The sequence below is a fragment of the Epilithonimonas hispanica genome (genome assembly GCF_003385395.1).
Classification (GTDB): Bacteria; Bacteroidota; Bacteroidia; order Flavobacteriales; family Weeksellaceae; genus Epilithonimonas; species Epilithonimonas hispanica.
Window position 1 is genome coordinate 1 of record NZ_QNUG01000037.1, and the last position, 15,356, is coordinate 15,356.

At 37.8% G+C, this 15,356-nt stretch carries 13 protein-coding genes and 1 pseudogene; 7 read left to right on the top strand and 7 right to left on the bottom strand.

All coding sequences use genetic code 11. The annotated features are described in order from the left end of the window. From DRF58_RS14290 to DRF58_RS19045, 7 genes and pseudogenes are all read left to right on the top strand, one after another. A pseudogene (locus DRF58_RS14290) lies at positions 1–316 on the top strand (copper oxidase); the annotation flags it as partial. Positions 317–490: 174 nt separating this feature from the next. Then, positions 491–748 (top strand): carboxymuconolactone decarboxylase family protein, encoded by a 258-nt coding sequence (locus tag DRF58_RS14295; protein ID WP_228454762.1) that lies wholly within the window; start codon positions 491–493, stop codon positions 746–748. Between the two features lie 102 nt (positions 749–850). Beyond that, on the top strand, positions 851–2,119 hold the full coding sequence (gene aceA, locus DRF58_RS14300; RefSeq protein WP_116036432.1) for an isocitrate lyase: 1,269 nt from the start codon (positions 851–853) through the stop codon (positions 2,117–2,119). A 404-nt stretch (positions 2,120–2,523) separates the two neighbouring features. Then, positions 2,524–3,075 (top strand): hypothetical protein, encoded by a 552-nt coding sequence (locus tag DRF58_RS14305; protein WP_116036413.1) that lies wholly within the window; start codon positions 2,524–2,526, stop codon positions 3,073–3,075. A 3-nt stretch (positions 3,076–3,078) separates the two neighbouring features. After that, positions 3,079–4,437: a Dyp-type peroxidase gene (locus DRF58_RS14310; RefSeq protein WP_116036414.1), complete on the top strand. Its 1,359-nt coding sequence runs from the start codon at positions 3,079–3,081 to the stop codon at positions 4,435–4,437. A gap of 11 nt (positions 4,438–4,448) precedes the next feature. Next, positions 4,449–5,585 carry a catalase family protein gene (locus DRF58_RS14315; protein WP_116036416.1) on the top strand — a complete coding sequence of 379 codons (1,137 nt, stop codon included), beginning with the start codon at positions 4,449–4,451 and terminating at the stop codon, positions 5,583–5,585. Between the two features lie 63 nt (positions 5,586–5,648). Then, positions 5,649–7,454: a 3-hydroxyacyl-CoA dehydrogenase gene (locus DRF58_RS19045; protein ID WP_116036417.1), complete on the top strand. Its 1,806-nt coding sequence runs from the start codon at positions 5,649–5,651 to the stop codon at positions 7,452–7,454. 54 nt (positions 7,455–7,508) lie between these two features. Here DRF58_RS19045 and DRF58_RS14325 read toward each other — a convergent pair whose 3' ends face one another. The 7 genes from DRF58_RS14325 to DRF58_RS14355 form a co-directional block, all read right to left on the bottom strand. After that, positions 7,509–8,477, bottom strand: a complete 969-nt coding sequence (locus DRF58_RS14325) for an alpha/beta fold hydrolase (protein WP_116036419.1) — start codon at positions 8,475–8,477, stop codon at positions 7,509–7,511. Between the two features lie 168 nt (positions 8,478–8,645). Next, entirely contained in the window at positions 8,646–10,235 is a 1,590-nt protein-coding gene (locus DRF58_RS14330; RefSeq protein WP_034972704.1) for an oleate hydratase, read from the bottom strand. A 99-nt stretch (positions 10,236–10,334) separates the two neighbouring features. After that, positions 10,335–11,210 carry a helix-turn-helix domain-containing protein gene (locus DRF58_RS14335; RefSeq protein ID WP_116036420.1) on the bottom strand — a complete coding sequence of 292 codons (876 nt, stop codon included), beginning with the start codon at positions 11,208–11,210 and terminating at the stop codon, positions 10,335–10,337. A 59-nt stretch (positions 11,211–11,269) separates the two neighbouring features. After that, positions 11,270–12,430, bottom strand: a complete 1,161-nt coding sequence (locus DRF58_RS14340) for an ABC transporter permease (protein ID WP_116036422.1) — start codon at positions 12,428–12,430, stop codon at positions 11,270–11,272. 2 nt (positions 12,431–12,432) lie between these two features. Continuing rightward, positions 12,433–13,389, bottom strand: coding sequence for an HlyD family secretion protein (locus DRF58_RS14345; RefSeq protein WP_034972700.1), 957 nt, complete (start codon positions 13,387–13,389; stop codon positions 12,433–12,435). A 5-nt stretch (positions 13,390–13,394) separates the two neighbouring features. Next, on the bottom strand, positions 13,395–14,777 hold the full coding sequence (locus DRF58_RS14350; protein ID WP_116036424.1) for a TolC family protein: 1,383 nt from the start codon (positions 14,775–14,777) through the stop codon (positions 13,395–13,397). Beyond that, positions 14,774–15,229 carry a MarR family winged helix-turn-helix transcriptional regulator gene (locus DRF58_RS14355; protein ID WP_051879765.1) on the bottom strand — a complete coding sequence of 152 codons (456 nt, stop codon included), beginning with the start codon at positions 15,227–15,229 and terminating at the stop codon, positions 14,774–14,776. The genes DRF58_RS14350 and DRF58_RS14355 overlap by 4 nt, the downstream gene beginning before the upstream one ends. Between the last annotated feature and the right edge of the window lie 127 nt (positions 15,230–15,356).

Sequence of the window (15,356 nt, forward strand, 5' to 3'; positions counted from 1 at the left end):
TATGGATGAACACGAAACCAATTTATTTGGTCAGAAAAATGAAAAAGATACACGTAGAGCCATTAGTTTAGGTTTTATGTACACTTTGCCAATGTTAGTGAACTTTCAGGCAGAAGTCTATCACGATGGTATAGTACGTCTTTCCTTAATGCGTGAAGATATCCCCATTACAAAAAGGTTGAGAGCAGGTTTTATGGTCAACACCGATATGGAATATATGACAGAACTAAAATATATTATCAATAAAAATGTGGGCATTCGTACACATTATGATAGTGATATGGGATGGGGAGTAGGCTTATCTCTTAATTACTAAAATAAATTCAACAACCTGCTCGTGGTGTTGAAATAGTTATTAAGATTCATCTTGAATCTTTGTAATATAATACAGATATGTACGCATATCTGTATTATATTTATGAGCAATATTTTATGTAGGAATACAGCCTCTTTTCCGTTCTGGAGCAAATTATAAAACAGGAAATAATGTATGTTTTTTAAAATTGGTATTTTTGAGAGAGATGTTTTGACTTATGCTCAAAGAGAATTGGTGACGATTTCTGTAATCAGCGCCATCGGTGATGCAGAACCAATGTTGCAATCTCATTTAGGTATTTCTTTAAAGGTTGGATGGAAGCCAGAGCAATTGACTGAATTTGTTTCTGTTGTAAGCTCTACAATTAATAAGGAAAAATCAAGTGCAGTTAAAACAGTTTTAAATGAGGTTTTAAAAAATAATCCCAAATAAACTGCAAAAAATTGAAAAATGAAAAAGATAATAATGTCAGTAACAGCATTAATCATACTTGCGGTCAGCTCAGGTATTAATGCCCAAACAAAAAAAACAAAAATGGAAAAAATTCAGGAATTAGAAAAAGACTGGCTGGATAATCCACGTTGGAATGGCGTGAAAAGACCTTACACAGCCGAAGATGTACTGAAACTTCGAGGTTCTTACCAATTAGATTATACGATTGCTACCGAAATGTCAAAGAAATTCTGGACAAAACTCAATTCTCAGGATTTTGTTGCCGGATTAGGAGCTTTAACTGGAAATCAAGCGGTTCAGGAAGTTGATGCGGGACTGGAAGCAATTTATCTTTCAGGTTGGCAAGTTGCAGCAGATGCTAATTTGTCTGGTGAAATGTATCCCGATCAATCTTTGTACCCAGCGAATTCAGTACCTTCTGTTGTGAAGAAAATTAATAATGCATTATTAAGGGCAGATCAAATTCAATCCGTAAACGGATGTGGAGAAAAAGAATATTTAGTTCCAATAATCGCCGATGCAGAAGCAGGTTTTGGCGGAAATTTAAATGCTTATGAATTAATGAAGCAAATGATTGAGGCGGGAGCGGCAGCAGTACATTTTGAAGATCAGTTATCTTCTGCGAAAAAATGTGGGCATTTGGGTGGAAAAGTTTTGGTTCCGACTCAAGAAGCGGTTAATAAGCTAATATCGGCTCGTTTAGCAGCAGATGTTTTGGGAGTACCGACTGTAATTATTGCTAGAACAGATGCAGATGCGGCAGATTTGTTGACTTCAGATATTGATGACAGGGATAAAAAGTTTGTGACAGGGAAAAGAACTTCCGAAGGTTTCTATGTTGTGAAAAATGGTGTAGAGCAGGGAATTGACAGAGGTTTATCTTATGCTCCTTATGCCGATTTGATCTGGATGGAAACGTCAAATCCGGATCTGGAGATGGCAAGAAAATTTGCAGAAGGAATTCGTACAAAATTTCCAGATAAAATGTTGGCTTATAACTGTTCACCTTCTTTTAATTGGGCTGCAAAATTAAGTGTCGATGAAATGCTGAATTTCCGAGAAGAATTGGGAAAAATGGGTTACAAATTCCAGTTTATTACATTGGCTGGTTTTCATGCTTTGAATACTGCGATGTTTGAATTAGCTTTGGCATATAAAGAAAAAGGAATGGCAGGTTATTCTGAATTGCAGGAACGCGAATTTGCTTTGCAGAAGCAGGGTTTCAGAGCGGTAAAACATCAGTCTTTTGTTGGGACAGGATATTTTGATGAAATTCAAAATATTGTAACCAATGGTTCGGCAGCAACAGTGGCGATGAGAGATTCGACAGAAACAGCACAGTTTCATTAAAAATTTAATATTGGCAAATTTCATTGTATTTTTGCGTTTAACTATTCTTACAAAAAATCCATTATAATTAAATTTAATTGTTGCAATCTTCCTGTTTTGAGGAAGGTTTTTGTTTTGAATGTTCTATTGAGTAAATATTGAGAAATCTCAATTATAAAGATTGATTTTTTATAGTTAAATAGGTTTTATTCTCTCAAAATTACAACAAGATTAAAGATAAGATATTTCCTTTTATCAATTGAAGCTTTTAAAGCAAATAGGTGGGATTAGGGAGTTTTAGTACATAATATACGAATTTTGGTATATTTTTAAGGCTGCCTGTGGCTTTACATTTGTAGTACACTCTTGAAAATTATTGTTTTTATCTCAAAAAACAATGTGAATAATTAATCAAAATCTTAATTATGAGTTTCATAGACAAAGTAAAATTGGCTGCCGAGTTAGCAAAGGCGAATTTCAGTGAAGGTATCGATGATGGTTATGACCATTCCACTACATCTGCCGGAAAAAAAGGGTTAAGATCCGGCCGTGTATCTGAGTTAACTGCGATGGCAGACCTAAAACCCGGAGGTGCAGAAAATCTCAGAACCATAATGGAAATTGCAGGCGGAAATATGAAAGGTGCAAACAGAGTAGGAACGCTGCATGATCTTCGTATAGTTTTGTTTGATAACGATACCAAGATTCTTTTCTGCACGGCTTACGATGGTGATTGGGATGCTTATATTGATGATTTCGCTACAAAAATTCCGCAGCTGATGGACATCATTTTTGGGAATGTAGAAGGCTGGCCAGGCATAAAAAACCCGAGTGTAAAACAGTTCATTCTAGACCATCAGATTACCGCGACAGGTTGGTATGTAGGTGTTCCGCATCTTACGGTGAATGATATAAGGAGAAATGATAAAATCATTAAAGGACTGAATAAGGCAATTGACGAAGCAAATAAAATCTAATCTATGGCACTGGAATTTTTAAAGCGGATTTTTAATCCCAATAAAGTAGAAATTGAGCTGAATGAAATACAGGCCTTAATTCTCAGAAGCCGTCCTATACCATATTTCGGAACAGTGGGTATTATTGAAATCAAAGATGCTGTCGCAGCCAGACAAATGCTCCAAAAACTCTTGCCGATTGTGAGTTCTGCGGAAGACTGGCATAAGAATGAAGGCGCATCGGTTACGTTGACGTTCACTTATAAAGGTCTGGAAAAAATCGGCGTGCCTAAAGAGTCGCTTGAGACTTTCCCCGAATCCTTCAAGGAAGGAATGGCAGACCGCTCCCGTTTTCTATATGACATTGGTGTCAATGACCCTAAAAACTGGGAAAAGGTTTTTAAAAGATCACATATTCACATCGCTGCTGCAATTATCGCCAACAATGAAGAGGCGTGGAAAAGCCAGCTGGAGGAATTTCGTTCTAAATTGACGAATAACAGCGGCGTAGAAGTAATAATGAGCCACGATTTCGCCGTATCTGAAGAGGTTAAAAATGTATTCGGATTCAGGGATGGCATCAGCAATCCGGAAATTGAAGGCAGTGGGATAGATGTTCCTCCCGGATTTGACCGTCCGCTTAAAGCAGGCGAATTTATAATGGGCTATCCTGGAGAAGCAGGCATCATAAAGCCATTTCCACAACCTGAAGTTTTAGGTAAGAACGGTTCTTTTATGGTTTTCAGAAAGTACCAGAGCCAAGTGGCAGAATTTAATCAATTCGTTAAAGAAAATTCTTCTTCGCCGGAAGAGGGAGAGCTCTTGGCTGCTAAAATGGTAGGTCGCTGGCGAAGTGGTGCACCTTTGGTTTTAGCTCCCGAAAAGGATGATAAATCGCTAGGAGATGATATGCAAAAAAACAATGATTTTTCTTTCAAGAATGATGAGTACGGTAAAAAGTGTCCGTTCAGTTCGCATATCCGCAGGATGAACCCAAGAGATTCCAAATCTTTTGTTTTGGAGGATGAACGTTTGCACAGGATTATCAGAAAAAGTGTAACTTTTGGCGACATTGTTCCGCCGGAGGTAACCAAAAATGACGGTAAGGAACGTGGACAGTATTTTATTGGCATTAGTGCCGATGCAATGGGAACACTGGAATTTCTTCAAAAACAATGGGCAAACGATGGTAACGCCCAAAATCTGGGAACAGAAAAAGATCCTGTGATCGGTGTACAGGACGAAGACGCACTGTTTTCTGTACCTGGAGAACCCCTCATCAAAAGATACCGTGGTTTGCAGACCTACAACATCGTGAAAGGCGGCGAATATTGTTTTATCCCAAGCATTTCTGCTTTAAAATGGATTAGCGAATTAAAATAAAAAAAAGCACGATGGAAGAATACATCAAGTACAGTTACGAAGTGGAAGAAATTCCAGAAAATTTCGATGAGTATATTACCACCATTAATAACGATATCCGCGAATACATCAAAAATACGCCAAACCTAAGCAGGGCGACCCATCATACCAGAGATGCGCACGCCAATGGCTATGCAGTGCTGAAAGCAGAGGTTGAAATTTTGGATAATCTGCCCGAAGAACTGGCGCAGGGCATTTATGCGAAACCCGGAAAACACCAGGCAGCAGTTCGCTTTTCCAATGGTTCGTCCAGAGTTTTGCCCGATAAACTAAGCGGTAACGCACAAGGATTTGCTTTAAAGATTTTTGGGATAGATGGCAAAAAATTATCTCCCGGAGAGGAAGATTCTATGAATGTTGATTTTAACCTGATAAATAATCCGGTGTTTTTTTGTAACTCGGCAGAACATTATGTTTTCATTTCAAAGCTTTTTTTAAAGCTAAATGATTTCTTTGAAAAGGGAGCCTTGGGAAAATTGGAATTTGCCACACTTTGGGTCACCGAAAATAAAAAAGCATTTCCAAATTTTGAGGCTTTGAAGGAATTGGGAGCTCTTAAAACTTTTGAAAAAATCCCTTCCATCAACAGTTTTCTTTATGAATTTTACAGTATGGGAGCAGTTCGCCACGGTGATTATATCGCCAAAGTAAGAGTGATCCCAACTGAGCAGACCAAGAACGCCATCACGGAAAAAAATATTGATCTAGACAGCGCAGAATGGCCGTACAGAAAAGGAATTATCAAAGAAATAGCTCAAAAAAACCTTACGTTTGAGTTGCAAATACAACTTTGCAAAGACCTGAAAGAAATGCCTGTGAATGACCTTACAAAAGAATGGTCGCAGGAATTATCACCATTCCGTACGGTGGCAAAAATCACAATACCAAAACAAACGGTTCCTGAGGATGGTAATTTTGAAATTATGGAAAATCTGTCGTTTACACCGTTCAGAACTATAGAAGAGAATTCACCGATTGGAAATTTACAGCGTTCACGACAGTCAGCGTATGTAACATCTTCAACCTCAAGACACGAGCTAAACCACAAAAAACGGAAAGAACCAAAGAATTTGGAGGAAGCATTCAGTCCGGAGTTTTATCAGTTATAATTGAAAATGAAGATTGCTGAGTCCTAGTTCCGTAAAGTTTATTACCAAAAATCAACCAAAATTATGAACAAAATAAAAAATGTAACGGTAGCCGGAAGTGGTGTTTTAGGATTCCAAATTGCTTTTCAAACAGCAATTCACGGATTTGAAACCACTGTTTACGATATCAGTGATGAGGTGTTGGAAAAGGCGAAAGCAAAGTTCGAGGGCTTGGCCGAAAGTCATAAAAAGGATCTTGGAACCACCGAAGAACAAATTACAAAAGCCAGGGAAAGACTGCACTATTCATCCGATTTGGCATTTGCTGTGAAAGATGCCGATCTTTTGATAGAAGCAGTGCCAGAAGATATTAAAATAAAAACGGAATTTTATAAGCAACTCTCCGCAATTGCACCGGAGAAAACCATTTTTGTAAGTAATTCATCCACCTTGTTGCCAAGTCAGTTTGCTGAGGTGACAGGAAGACCGGCTCAATACCTTAACCTGCATTTTGCCAATCAAATATGGTTGCGAAATACGGCGGAAATTATGCCACATCCAGGAACCGACGAAAAAATATCTGAGGAAATAGTCGATTTTTCAAAGGCGATAGGGATGGTGCCTATTTTGGTAAAAAAAGAAGTTCCAGGTTATGTGCTCAATTCTTTATTAAATCCATTTCTGAATGCCGGAATGCAGCTTTGGATTGGCGATTATGCTACGCCAGAAACCATAGACAAAACCTGGATGCTGGGAACTGGTTCGCCTTACGGACCAATGGCTTTGTATGATATTATCGGATTGACGACACCATACAACATTTACAAAATGCAAGTAGACAAGGGCAAAACAGATGATGAGATTGTGCTGGATAAACTTAAATCAACCTTCATTGACCAAAATAAACTGGGAATTTCTACTGGTGAAGGCTTTTACAAATATCCAAATCCTTCGTGGCAAAGTCCAGATTTTTTGAAAGTGCCGGAAGCCGATTTATCTAAAATCAATATCAAAAATGTTGTGGTGGCTGGAAGTGGCATTCTCGGTTTTCAGATTGCGGTGCAGTGCGCTTATTTCGGCTATAAAGTCACGGTTTATGATGTTAATGATGAAGCTTTAAATAAAGCAAAAAACCGTTTTGATGTCTTGGCTGAAGAATATAAAAAATACCTGAAAGCTGATGAAGGAAAAATCGAAAATACCAAAAATAATCTCACTTATTCGACAGATTTGAATGCTTCTTTACAGGATGCTGATTTATTGATAGAAGCTGTACCGGAAAGCATCGATATCAAAAAAGATTTCTGGGAAAAAGCTTCTGAGCACGCGCCGGAAAAAACCATTTTCGCGAGCAACTCGTCCACACTTTTGCCGAGCAGATTAAGCACATTTACCGATCGTCCAAAAAAATTCATCCATTTACATTTTGCCAATCATATAATGGTTCGTAATACGGCAGAAATTATGGGTTCTGATAAAACCGACCCAACGGTTTATAACGAGATTGTAGAGTTTGCAAAATCCATTGCTATGCTACCAGTGGAACTGAAGAAGGAAAAATCAGGCTACGTTCTGGATTCTTTGTTGATTCCGCTTTTGGTGGCTGGCCTTGCACTGTGGGCGAATGATGTTGCCGATCCTGCAACAATCGATAAAACCTGGAGAATAGCAACAGGTGCTTCTTTTGGACCAATGGCTATTTTAGATTTGAATGGAATGAACACCAATTACAACATCTTAAAAGAAATCCCGGGAGAACTAACAGAGAAAATAGCAGAAAAGCTAAAAACCGAACTTATCGACAAAGGAAAACTTGGTCAGCAATCCGGCGAAGGTTTTTACAAATATCCTGATCCGGAATGGCAAAGCAAGGATTTTTTGAAAGCTTAATAAATGCTAAATTTCCATTATAAACTAAGTATTTTAATTATTAATCAATTATTTTTAATTAAAATACTTTTTTGTTTTTAATATTTTTTCATAGAGCCAATCTTTTATACTTTCATAGACAGATTCTTTAATATCTTCATTAAGTATTTCGTGTCGCATAGCAGGATAAATTTTTGCTTTAACATCTGTAAAACCATCTTTTTGCATTTGTGTTACCGTTTTTTCGACACCTTTTCCGAAGTCTCCTATGGGATCATCACCTCCGCTTACAAAAAGAAAAGGAAATTCTTTTGGTATTTTTTCTGCCCATTTTCTTTCCGTTGCCTGTTGGTTTAGAGAAACTAATGCGTAAAAACCATTATTGGTAAAAGGTACTCCGCATAGGCTGTCCCGGCAAAATGATTCGCGGTTGGATTTGCTGAGGCTCAGCCAACTGGTAAGGTCGCCATCTTTCTCGCCTTTAAAATGTTGATTATTAATTTTTGTAAAAGTTTGGTTGATGAATTTGCTCCTGTGTTTTGGGGCAATAATATTGTTAATGGACAGGAAAAATTTAGCCAAACCGATTCCGTTGATTTTTCCTCCCGTTCCCACGATGACCGCGCCCTTAAAATCAGCTTCCTGATTCTGAAGTAAGCATCTTGCAATGAAAGACCCCATAGAATGACCTAGTAAAAAGTGAGAAATTTTAGGGTAGTTGTTTTCTAAAAATGCTGCCATCGTTGCGGCATCGTCTATCAGTTGCTGTTTGGGATTTTCTTTTTGAAAATAGCCAAGTTCTTCCCGATTTTTCGCCGTTTTTCCGTGTCCGAGATGGTCATATAATAGAACTGCAAAACCGTTGTTCGCCAGATATTCTGCAAAATTTTTATAACGACCGCTATGCTCCTGCATCCCGTGTAGTATAAGAACAGTAGCCTTTGGAGGTTCATTTATTGGTTCAAATAATTCATAAAAAAGTTGGTGCGTACCTGAGTTGGCAATTTTTTGCCTTTTTATATAGCCTGATGTATGTTTTGCCATAGTCGGTTGATTTTGTACAAAAATAAAAATTCTGCCCTTGATAAAAGCAAGAGCAGAATAAAGTTAGATAAATTGGTTATTATAGACAATCTCTTTTATCGGTTAAAGAGATACGCCTTTAGCAAGAAAGAACTTCGATAAAGTGTAAAGGCAGCTCTTTTTTTATATTTAATTTCTGTAAGAGGTATGGATGGCTTTTGCCAAAACGTCTGGTTTTTTCCAGTGTTCTGTTACTGGTGTTACTTTTTTATCGAGGCCGAGTAGGGTATATACCGCGATACGTGCTGCACGTACCGAATATTCTTCTGTGAAAACCATATCTTCCGGTATTTCTACAAACTGACTAATCATTGCTAGGTTGGTGCTGCCTTCAGGAACAACTGCAGGGCGGTCTGCTTTAGCGTGCGGCTGAAACAAAGCATCGATATAAGGCATCATACACGGAATAACATTGATAACGCTATCTTTTATTTCCTGTTCGTGTTTTTCAAAATGCAAATGATGAATCAACTCTGTCAAAATTTCTTCGCCCGTGCAATCAATCATCGGCTTTTTCACATAATCTCCCACTGCATCTGGATATAATCCGTAGCCCCAAAGGATGGTAGTATCATCGCCTTGCGCTTTGAAATGCGGTTGTGCGGCCACCACAATTGACATTCGCCACGATGAATCTTTAAACGTCATCAAAGCTCCGCTGCCCGGTTTGTTTCCAGTGTATTCTTCAATAAGTTTCAGAAATTTATTTCCTTTGAATGTTGGCGTAAATGAATACCATTTTGTTTCGTCCGGTTTGGTAAAGAACGGGTCTGGGTTACCCAACGTGCCGGGTTTCTTGTTGGCAATTTTACGCCATAATGCAAAACTTGGCGGATTTGACGGCAAATATTTTGCAGGCGTGTAATAATCGCCGTTATTAGAATTGTCTGTAATACATCCGTTGGTAAAGAATACCAAATCGCCTTCATTTACGGTTATTTTCTCTGTGTTTCCTTCTGCATTGATGCATTCTATTTCCGTCACGGTAATGCCATCATCATCGGCAAAATCCAAATCGGTAACGGTTTTTCTTAATGAAAAGTCCACTTTATGCTGTTCCAAAAATGCCTTCAACGGTAAGATAACGGATTCATATTGGTTGTATGGTGTTCTGGTAACCCCCTCGAGTGTTTCGATTCTTGAAAATTCCAACAGCATACGTTTCATATAGCGTTGAAATTCAAAAATACTGCTCCATTCCTGCCAGGCAAAAGTGGTTTGCCACATATACCAGAAGTTGGTCGTAAAAAAATGATCGTCAAACCAATCACGAATAGTAATGTTGTCTAAATCATTTTCATCGGCAAAAAACAATTTCAAAAATTTCATCCGGTCCTGAGTGTTGAAACCCATATCCGTTACGGGTAAAATGTTTCCGTTCTTGTCAATCAACCGCGCCTTTGCATTGGTAGGATTCGCGTGGTCAAATGCCAGAATTTCGTCTTTTACGGAAATGTTCGGGACATCCAGAGAAGGGATACGGGATGTTAATTCCCAAAAGTTTTCATAGGTTTCTTCGTTGAGCATACGCCCGCCACGACAGATGAACCCTTTTTCTTTAGATCCCGCACCATCGTTGCTACCGCCCAAAATCGGCAGGGTTTCAATGATGTGAATGTTTTCGCCTTTAAAGTCACCGTCTTCTAACAGATATACGGCACCGGCAAGACTTGCCAATCCGCCTCCGATGAAATATGCATGTTTGTTCGAATTGCTCATATGATATTTTTTTTAGGTTATTTTTATATAATAAAGGTATTGATATACATTAATTCCTTGGTATCCCTAAATTCGAAAATCATATACGGAATTTCTTTTTTAAAAATGCTGTTGTCTTCGATACCTTTGGGGCGATATTGACGCATGCTTTTTAAAGAAACGGCCGAATGCAGAGGTAGAATTAAAGCCTGTTTCAAATGCAATCTGAGAAATATTTTTTTCTGGATAGCCAAGCAGAACGCATACTTCTTTTAATAAGGCCTCGTCAATAATCTGATGTGGCGTTTTGCCGGTCGCTTTTTTTACAATCAGAATAAGATATTTGTTGGTAATGAATAGCTTGTCCGCATAGTATTGTACGTCCTTATGCTGCAAAATATTTTCTTTAACCAATTCATTGAATTTAAAAAAAATATGATTGTTATCCTCTGGAGTGGGATATGCGTTGTCTTTTCTGCCTTCATCAATTAGAACTGCAACTTCCAATAAAATATTAATAATAATAGTACGAACAATATCTTCTGTAAAACGACCATTCCTCGTGGTCTGCTGTTGAAGATAATCCAATATATTGATTAAGTGCGCACTACTTGATTCGTTGGAAATTACTACGTTAAAGCTATTTTTATTGAATAGAGAAAGATTCTCGATAAAAAATGGATTAGAAATGTTCTTGAGCAGGAAATTCTTTTCAAAGAAAAGAACTTTCATACGGAAATCTTTGCTGTTATTTACAAATTTTATCATTGTAGACGGAGCAGATATCAGGAATCCATTTTGGGATATCTTGTAATGCTGATTATCAATTTCTAAATCTATACTACCAGAAACACAGATGCAGAATGCATAAAAATCGATTCGGAAGAGTCTTTTTGGGAATTCAAAAATGAGTTTTCCTGACGATATAAAGTAAGGTTTGTCGCAATGTACGTGATAAAAAGATAATATTTCTTTAATACTTTCGTAAGCTTTCATAGCTTCTTATTTAATGGATTTATGCAGGAAGATATATTTTTCGCCTTATATTTATCTCGCTACAGCTCCTCTCTTTTAATCTTTCGGACTTTGTAAAATAAAACAATATAACTGGCAATGGCGCTTACTGTTCCTATGATTATCATTTTTATAACATAAGGATAGGTGAGGTCTACAGCGCCTTTTTCTATGATAAGTATTCTAAAGGCACGCAGGAAATGTGTAAGCGGGATGATATTTGCAATGTACTGAACCCAAGCCGGCATTTGGCTGAGCGGCCAGGTAAATCCTGATAGGATAAAGCTGGGTGTGGCAATAACCATAAGGATTTCCGTAGCTTTCAGCTGGTTTGGAACAAGGATACTTACTAAAATTCCTATAAAGCAGACCGAGATTACAAAAACACCCGCTATTAGAGTAAGCGGAAAAATGTTTTCATAAAAAGGAATTCTGAACCACTTGGTAAAACCCCAGTACATCAGCCATATCCCGAAGCTCATTATGAGATAAGGCACGATTTTAACCAGTATCAGCATAAATGCAGAACGGCTTTTGTTTACCAGATATTTAAAAGTGCCGTTTTCAAACTCGGAAGCAAAAGAAAGAGCCAGTCCCAATAGTAATACCTGCTGAAGCACAGTAGCCAAAACACCTGGCCACAAAAAATACATATAGTTGGTGCTTCTGTTGTTCTTTTTTATAAACGTGGTTTTAAATGGCTCATACTGACTCATCAGCAAATTTTCAGGAACTCCTTGTTTACGTAAGGTTTCGACCTGTGTTCCTGCTTTGAGGGTTCCTAAGACCAGCTGAAGTGCTGATGAAGAATAATTTGCCGTCAATACATTTGCTGTATTGACTATGGTAGTGACTTCAGGATATCGTTTTGTCAGCACATCTTTCTCAAAATCTTTTGGGATAATAACGACGCAGGTTGCATCTTTCTCAATCATCAAACGATTGAGGTTTGTCTCATCAAACTGCAGCCTTGCAACAGACAAAACTTCGTTGTCATTCATCATTTCGATTGCTTTCCGGCTGAGTGCGCTTTGGTCATAATCTACCACTATGATTGGTAAATCTGTCACTTTCCCTTTGCTGTACACATATCCCAACAAAACACCGTACATCAAAGGAGCCCCAATAAACAAAATTCGGAGAACCTTGTTGCTCCAGAACAAACCGAACTCCCGTTTGATCAGATTGAGAAATGTTTTCATTATTAAGGTTTTAGCGTTACTGTTGTTTTGCTTAGGATATCGTTTGCTTGTTGGATGTTAATAGGGTCTATTAATATTTCATACAAAGCGTCCTGCACTTCATAATCAGGATATGCTGTAGCAATATTAGCATAGGCACCTATTTGTTTTATATTTCTGATTTTCCCTTTGATATCCCGATTTTTGTAAGGTATATGCACATTGATTTCTTTTCCTTCTGCATAATTTGCCAATTGACTTTCAGGAATAGTAAAACGGAAATATATGGAATTATTAAGAGAACCTTTGAAAAGCGTATATCCTGGTAGTGCCAGTTCCCCCAGCTTCAATGTGATCGATTCTATTTTCATATCCTGTGGTGCAATGATATACCTTTCTTTCTCGGCAACCTGTACTTCTTCCAAAGCTCCCTGTGCACGGTCTTTTTGTCCCAACGCCATTGTTTGCTGTTCTATGCGGACCCCGTTTTTAACATCGGCAATTTCTGCATCTACGGCTATCATTTGTGATTTGGCTCCCTGATACTTTGCGAATACTTCATCATATTGCTGTTGCGGAACCAATGAATCCTTTACCATGGCATTCATTCTTGCCAGGGATTTTTTTGCAAACTCATATTGCTCTACCAAAGCCGATTTTTTGGCATAGAGCTGTGCCAACTGATTGGCAGTAGCACCGTGTACACTCATATCGTACTGTGCCTGAGCAGATTTTACGGCACCCTGTGCCTGTGATTTTTTTGCGTCTACTTCCGGGATTTCCAATATCGCCAATGTATCTCCCTTTTTTACAAGAGCTCCCTCGCTGATCAGAATTTTATCTATCCTGCCTGCTATTTTGCCTACTACTGCAATCTCTTCCCGCTCGGTTTTTCCCTGGATGGTTTGTGATACTTTCGGTTTATTCTCACAAGAAGCTAAAATGCCTGCAATGCTGAGTATGTAAATAATTTTTTTCATTTTGCTTAGTTTTGGATTTTAATAAAGTTTGATAATTTTCCCGATGCACGGTAAACTTCAATAGCAGCATTCCGCTGTTCAATCACGGTTTCTACTTTGTTTAAGGATTCTTTGTGTATATCATTTTCCGCTCCAAGGCGTTCAGTGACGTTAATAAGCCCTAATCTGTATTGCTTTGATGCTATTTCATTATTATTTTGTGCTATTTTTTCCCTTTGGATCGCAATATCTACCTTATGTAACGTGGTATTGTATTCTACCTTGTTTTTTTCCAATTCAAGATCTACTTTTTCTTTGGTGTCAGCCAGTTTATTTTCAACCTGGGCGAGTCCTATTTTGGCTTCGTCTATTTTATGTTTACGTTCAAATCCGCTGAAGAGTTCCCATTTCACAGCCACGCCCAACATCCAGTTAGGATGTAGTGTCAATTCATTTAGTTTCAAATTGGCGGTCGTATTTAATTGTTCAATCGGCACTTTTGTATTGGCATTATATAATGATGCATAGCTATATCCCGCAAAAGCCCCAACTGTGGGAAGAAGGCTTCCTTTTTCTTTTTTAAGGGCATATTCGGAAGCTTTTTTGAAAGATTCCAGTGCTTTTATCTCATTTCGTTCTGCTGTGCTCAGGCTGTCCAAAATAATGATGGGTTCCAACTGATGATTAGTTTTAAGAATTTCTTCTTCAGAAAGATTGGTGGACTGTTTTATCTTGAGTATCAAAAGTTTTCTTTTATTTTGAACATCTGCACGTTTGGAAGCCAATTCCAGAGTGGAGAGTTTGATTTTATCTCGGTCATAAGGAATTGCTAACCCTTCGGATATTGCCTTTTCTACTCTTTCTTTTTCCTTATTCAATCTCTTTTCGCTGTTATCGATGAGTGTTTCGGCGGTTTCAAGAAGTTTGAGACGGTCAAAGCTCCCTATGATATCTTTTATGACCTCATCTTTCTGATTTTCCATCATAAAAGCTGTGCCTGTATTTTTTTCTTTGAGAGCCTTGGCTCCATTTAGGATTTGTCCGCCACTGAACAGTACAGCTTTTGCGGTAAGACCTCCATAAAGGATATTCGCATTTGTGCTGAAATCGGAAGATCCCGCAAAAACCGGATATCCTGTGACGGGTAAGTTCAAGGTAGCTAAATCCAATTTTGCATCGCTGCTGATGTAGGAATACAACCCTGCAGCCTCGATCTTCGGTATGTATTTGGCCAATACACTTTTACGCTCCAATTCTAATTTTTGTAATTCAAGATCTTGATTCCTTATTTCAGTGTTTTTTTGCAATGCCTTTCCGATAGCGTAATCCAAATCCTTACTTATAAGAATCTGTGCTTTTGTGATAGTGCCGAATAGGATCAAAGTAATGGCTAACGTTATTTTTTTCATACCATTTCGTTTTGAATATTTTTTTGAATATGCTGAAAGAAGTTTTTTATCTCCATGATTTGATTTTCTGAAAGTCCTTTGGTTGCCCTTTCGGTTACATTGTTAACAATATACATTACTTTTTCCTCTATCTCCTTTCCTTTATTTGTTAAATATATCAGGTTTTGCCTTCTGTCGGTAAGGTGGGGCCTTCTTTCTACGTAGCCTTCTTTTTCCAATTGGTCGATAAGTCTGGTTATACTGGGCTTATCCCTGTGGGTAAAATCTGCTATTGCCTGTTGTGAACATCCATCTTCTTTCCATAGCGGTACCAGCACCGACCATTGTTCCCGGGTCAGGTCAATATTATTCAATTTGAATTGCTGACCCAAAAAACGATTAAACAGCATAGGTACATTGCCAGTAAGCAGATTGTATCGATCTTGTTCAGTTAATATTTTTTCAGCTTTCATATAAAAATTATTTATTGAACAAAGTTAATTAAACAATAGTTGTTGTTGCAACTAATTTATATTAAATTTTTTTAAATCTTAATATGATTGACATGACATAAATTTTTTATTAAATTATTATTAAGAC

What these genes read in the sequence shown, in the direction of transcription:
- DRF58_RS14295 (WP_228454762.1), top strand. Translation starts at nt 491, where the DNA reads ATGTTTTTTAAAATTGGTATTTTTGAGAGAGATGTTTTGACTTATGCT.
- aceA (WP_116036432.1), top strand. Translation starts at nt 851, where the DNA reads ATGGAAAAAATTCAGGAATTAGAAAAAGACTGGCTGGATAATCCACGT.
- DRF58_RS14305 (WP_116036413.1), top strand. Translation starts at nt 2,524, where the DNA reads ATGAGTTTCATAGACAAAGTAAAATTGGCTGCCGAGTTAGCAAAGGCG.
- DRF58_RS14310 (WP_116036414.1), top strand. Translation starts at nt 3,079, where the DNA reads ATGGCACTGGAATTTTTAAAGCGGATTTTTAATCCCAATAAAGTAGAA.
- DRF58_RS14315 (WP_116036416.1), top strand. Translation starts at nt 4,449, where the DNA reads ATGGAAGAATACATCAAGTACAGTTACGAAGTGGAAGAAATTCCAGAA.
- DRF58_RS19045 (WP_116036417.1), top strand. Translation starts at nt 5,649, where the DNA reads ATGAACAAAATAAAAAATGTAACGGTAGCCGGAAGTGGTGTTTTAGGA.
- DRF58_RS14325 (WP_116036419.1), bottom strand. Translation starts at nt 8,477, where the DNA reads ATGGCAAAACATACATCAGGCTATATAAAAAGGCAAAAAATTGCCAAC.
- DRF58_RS14330 (WP_034972704.1), bottom strand. Translation starts at nt 10,235, where the DNA reads ATGAGCAATTCGAACAAACATGCATATTTCATCGGAGGCGGATTGGCA.
- DRF58_RS14335 (WP_116036420.1), bottom strand. Translation starts at nt 11,210, where the DNA reads ATGAAAGCTTACGAAAGTATTAAAGAAATATTATCTTTTTATCACGTA.
- DRF58_RS14340 (WP_116036422.1), bottom strand. Translation starts at nt 12,430, where the DNA reads ATGAAAACATTTCTCAATCTGATCAAACGGGAGTTCGGTTTGTTCTGG.
- DRF58_RS14345 (WP_034972700.1), bottom strand. Translation starts at nt 13,389, where the DNA reads ATGAAAAAAATTATTTACATACTCAGCATTGCAGGCATTTTAGCTTCT.
- DRF58_RS14350 (WP_116036424.1), bottom strand. Translation starts at nt 14,777, where the DNA reads ATGAAAAAAATAACGTTAGCCATTACTTTGATCCTATTCGGCACTATC.
- DRF58_RS14355 (WP_051879765.1), bottom strand. Translation starts at nt 15,229, where the DNA reads ATGAAAGCTGAAAAAATATTAACTGAACAAGATCGATACAATCTGCTT.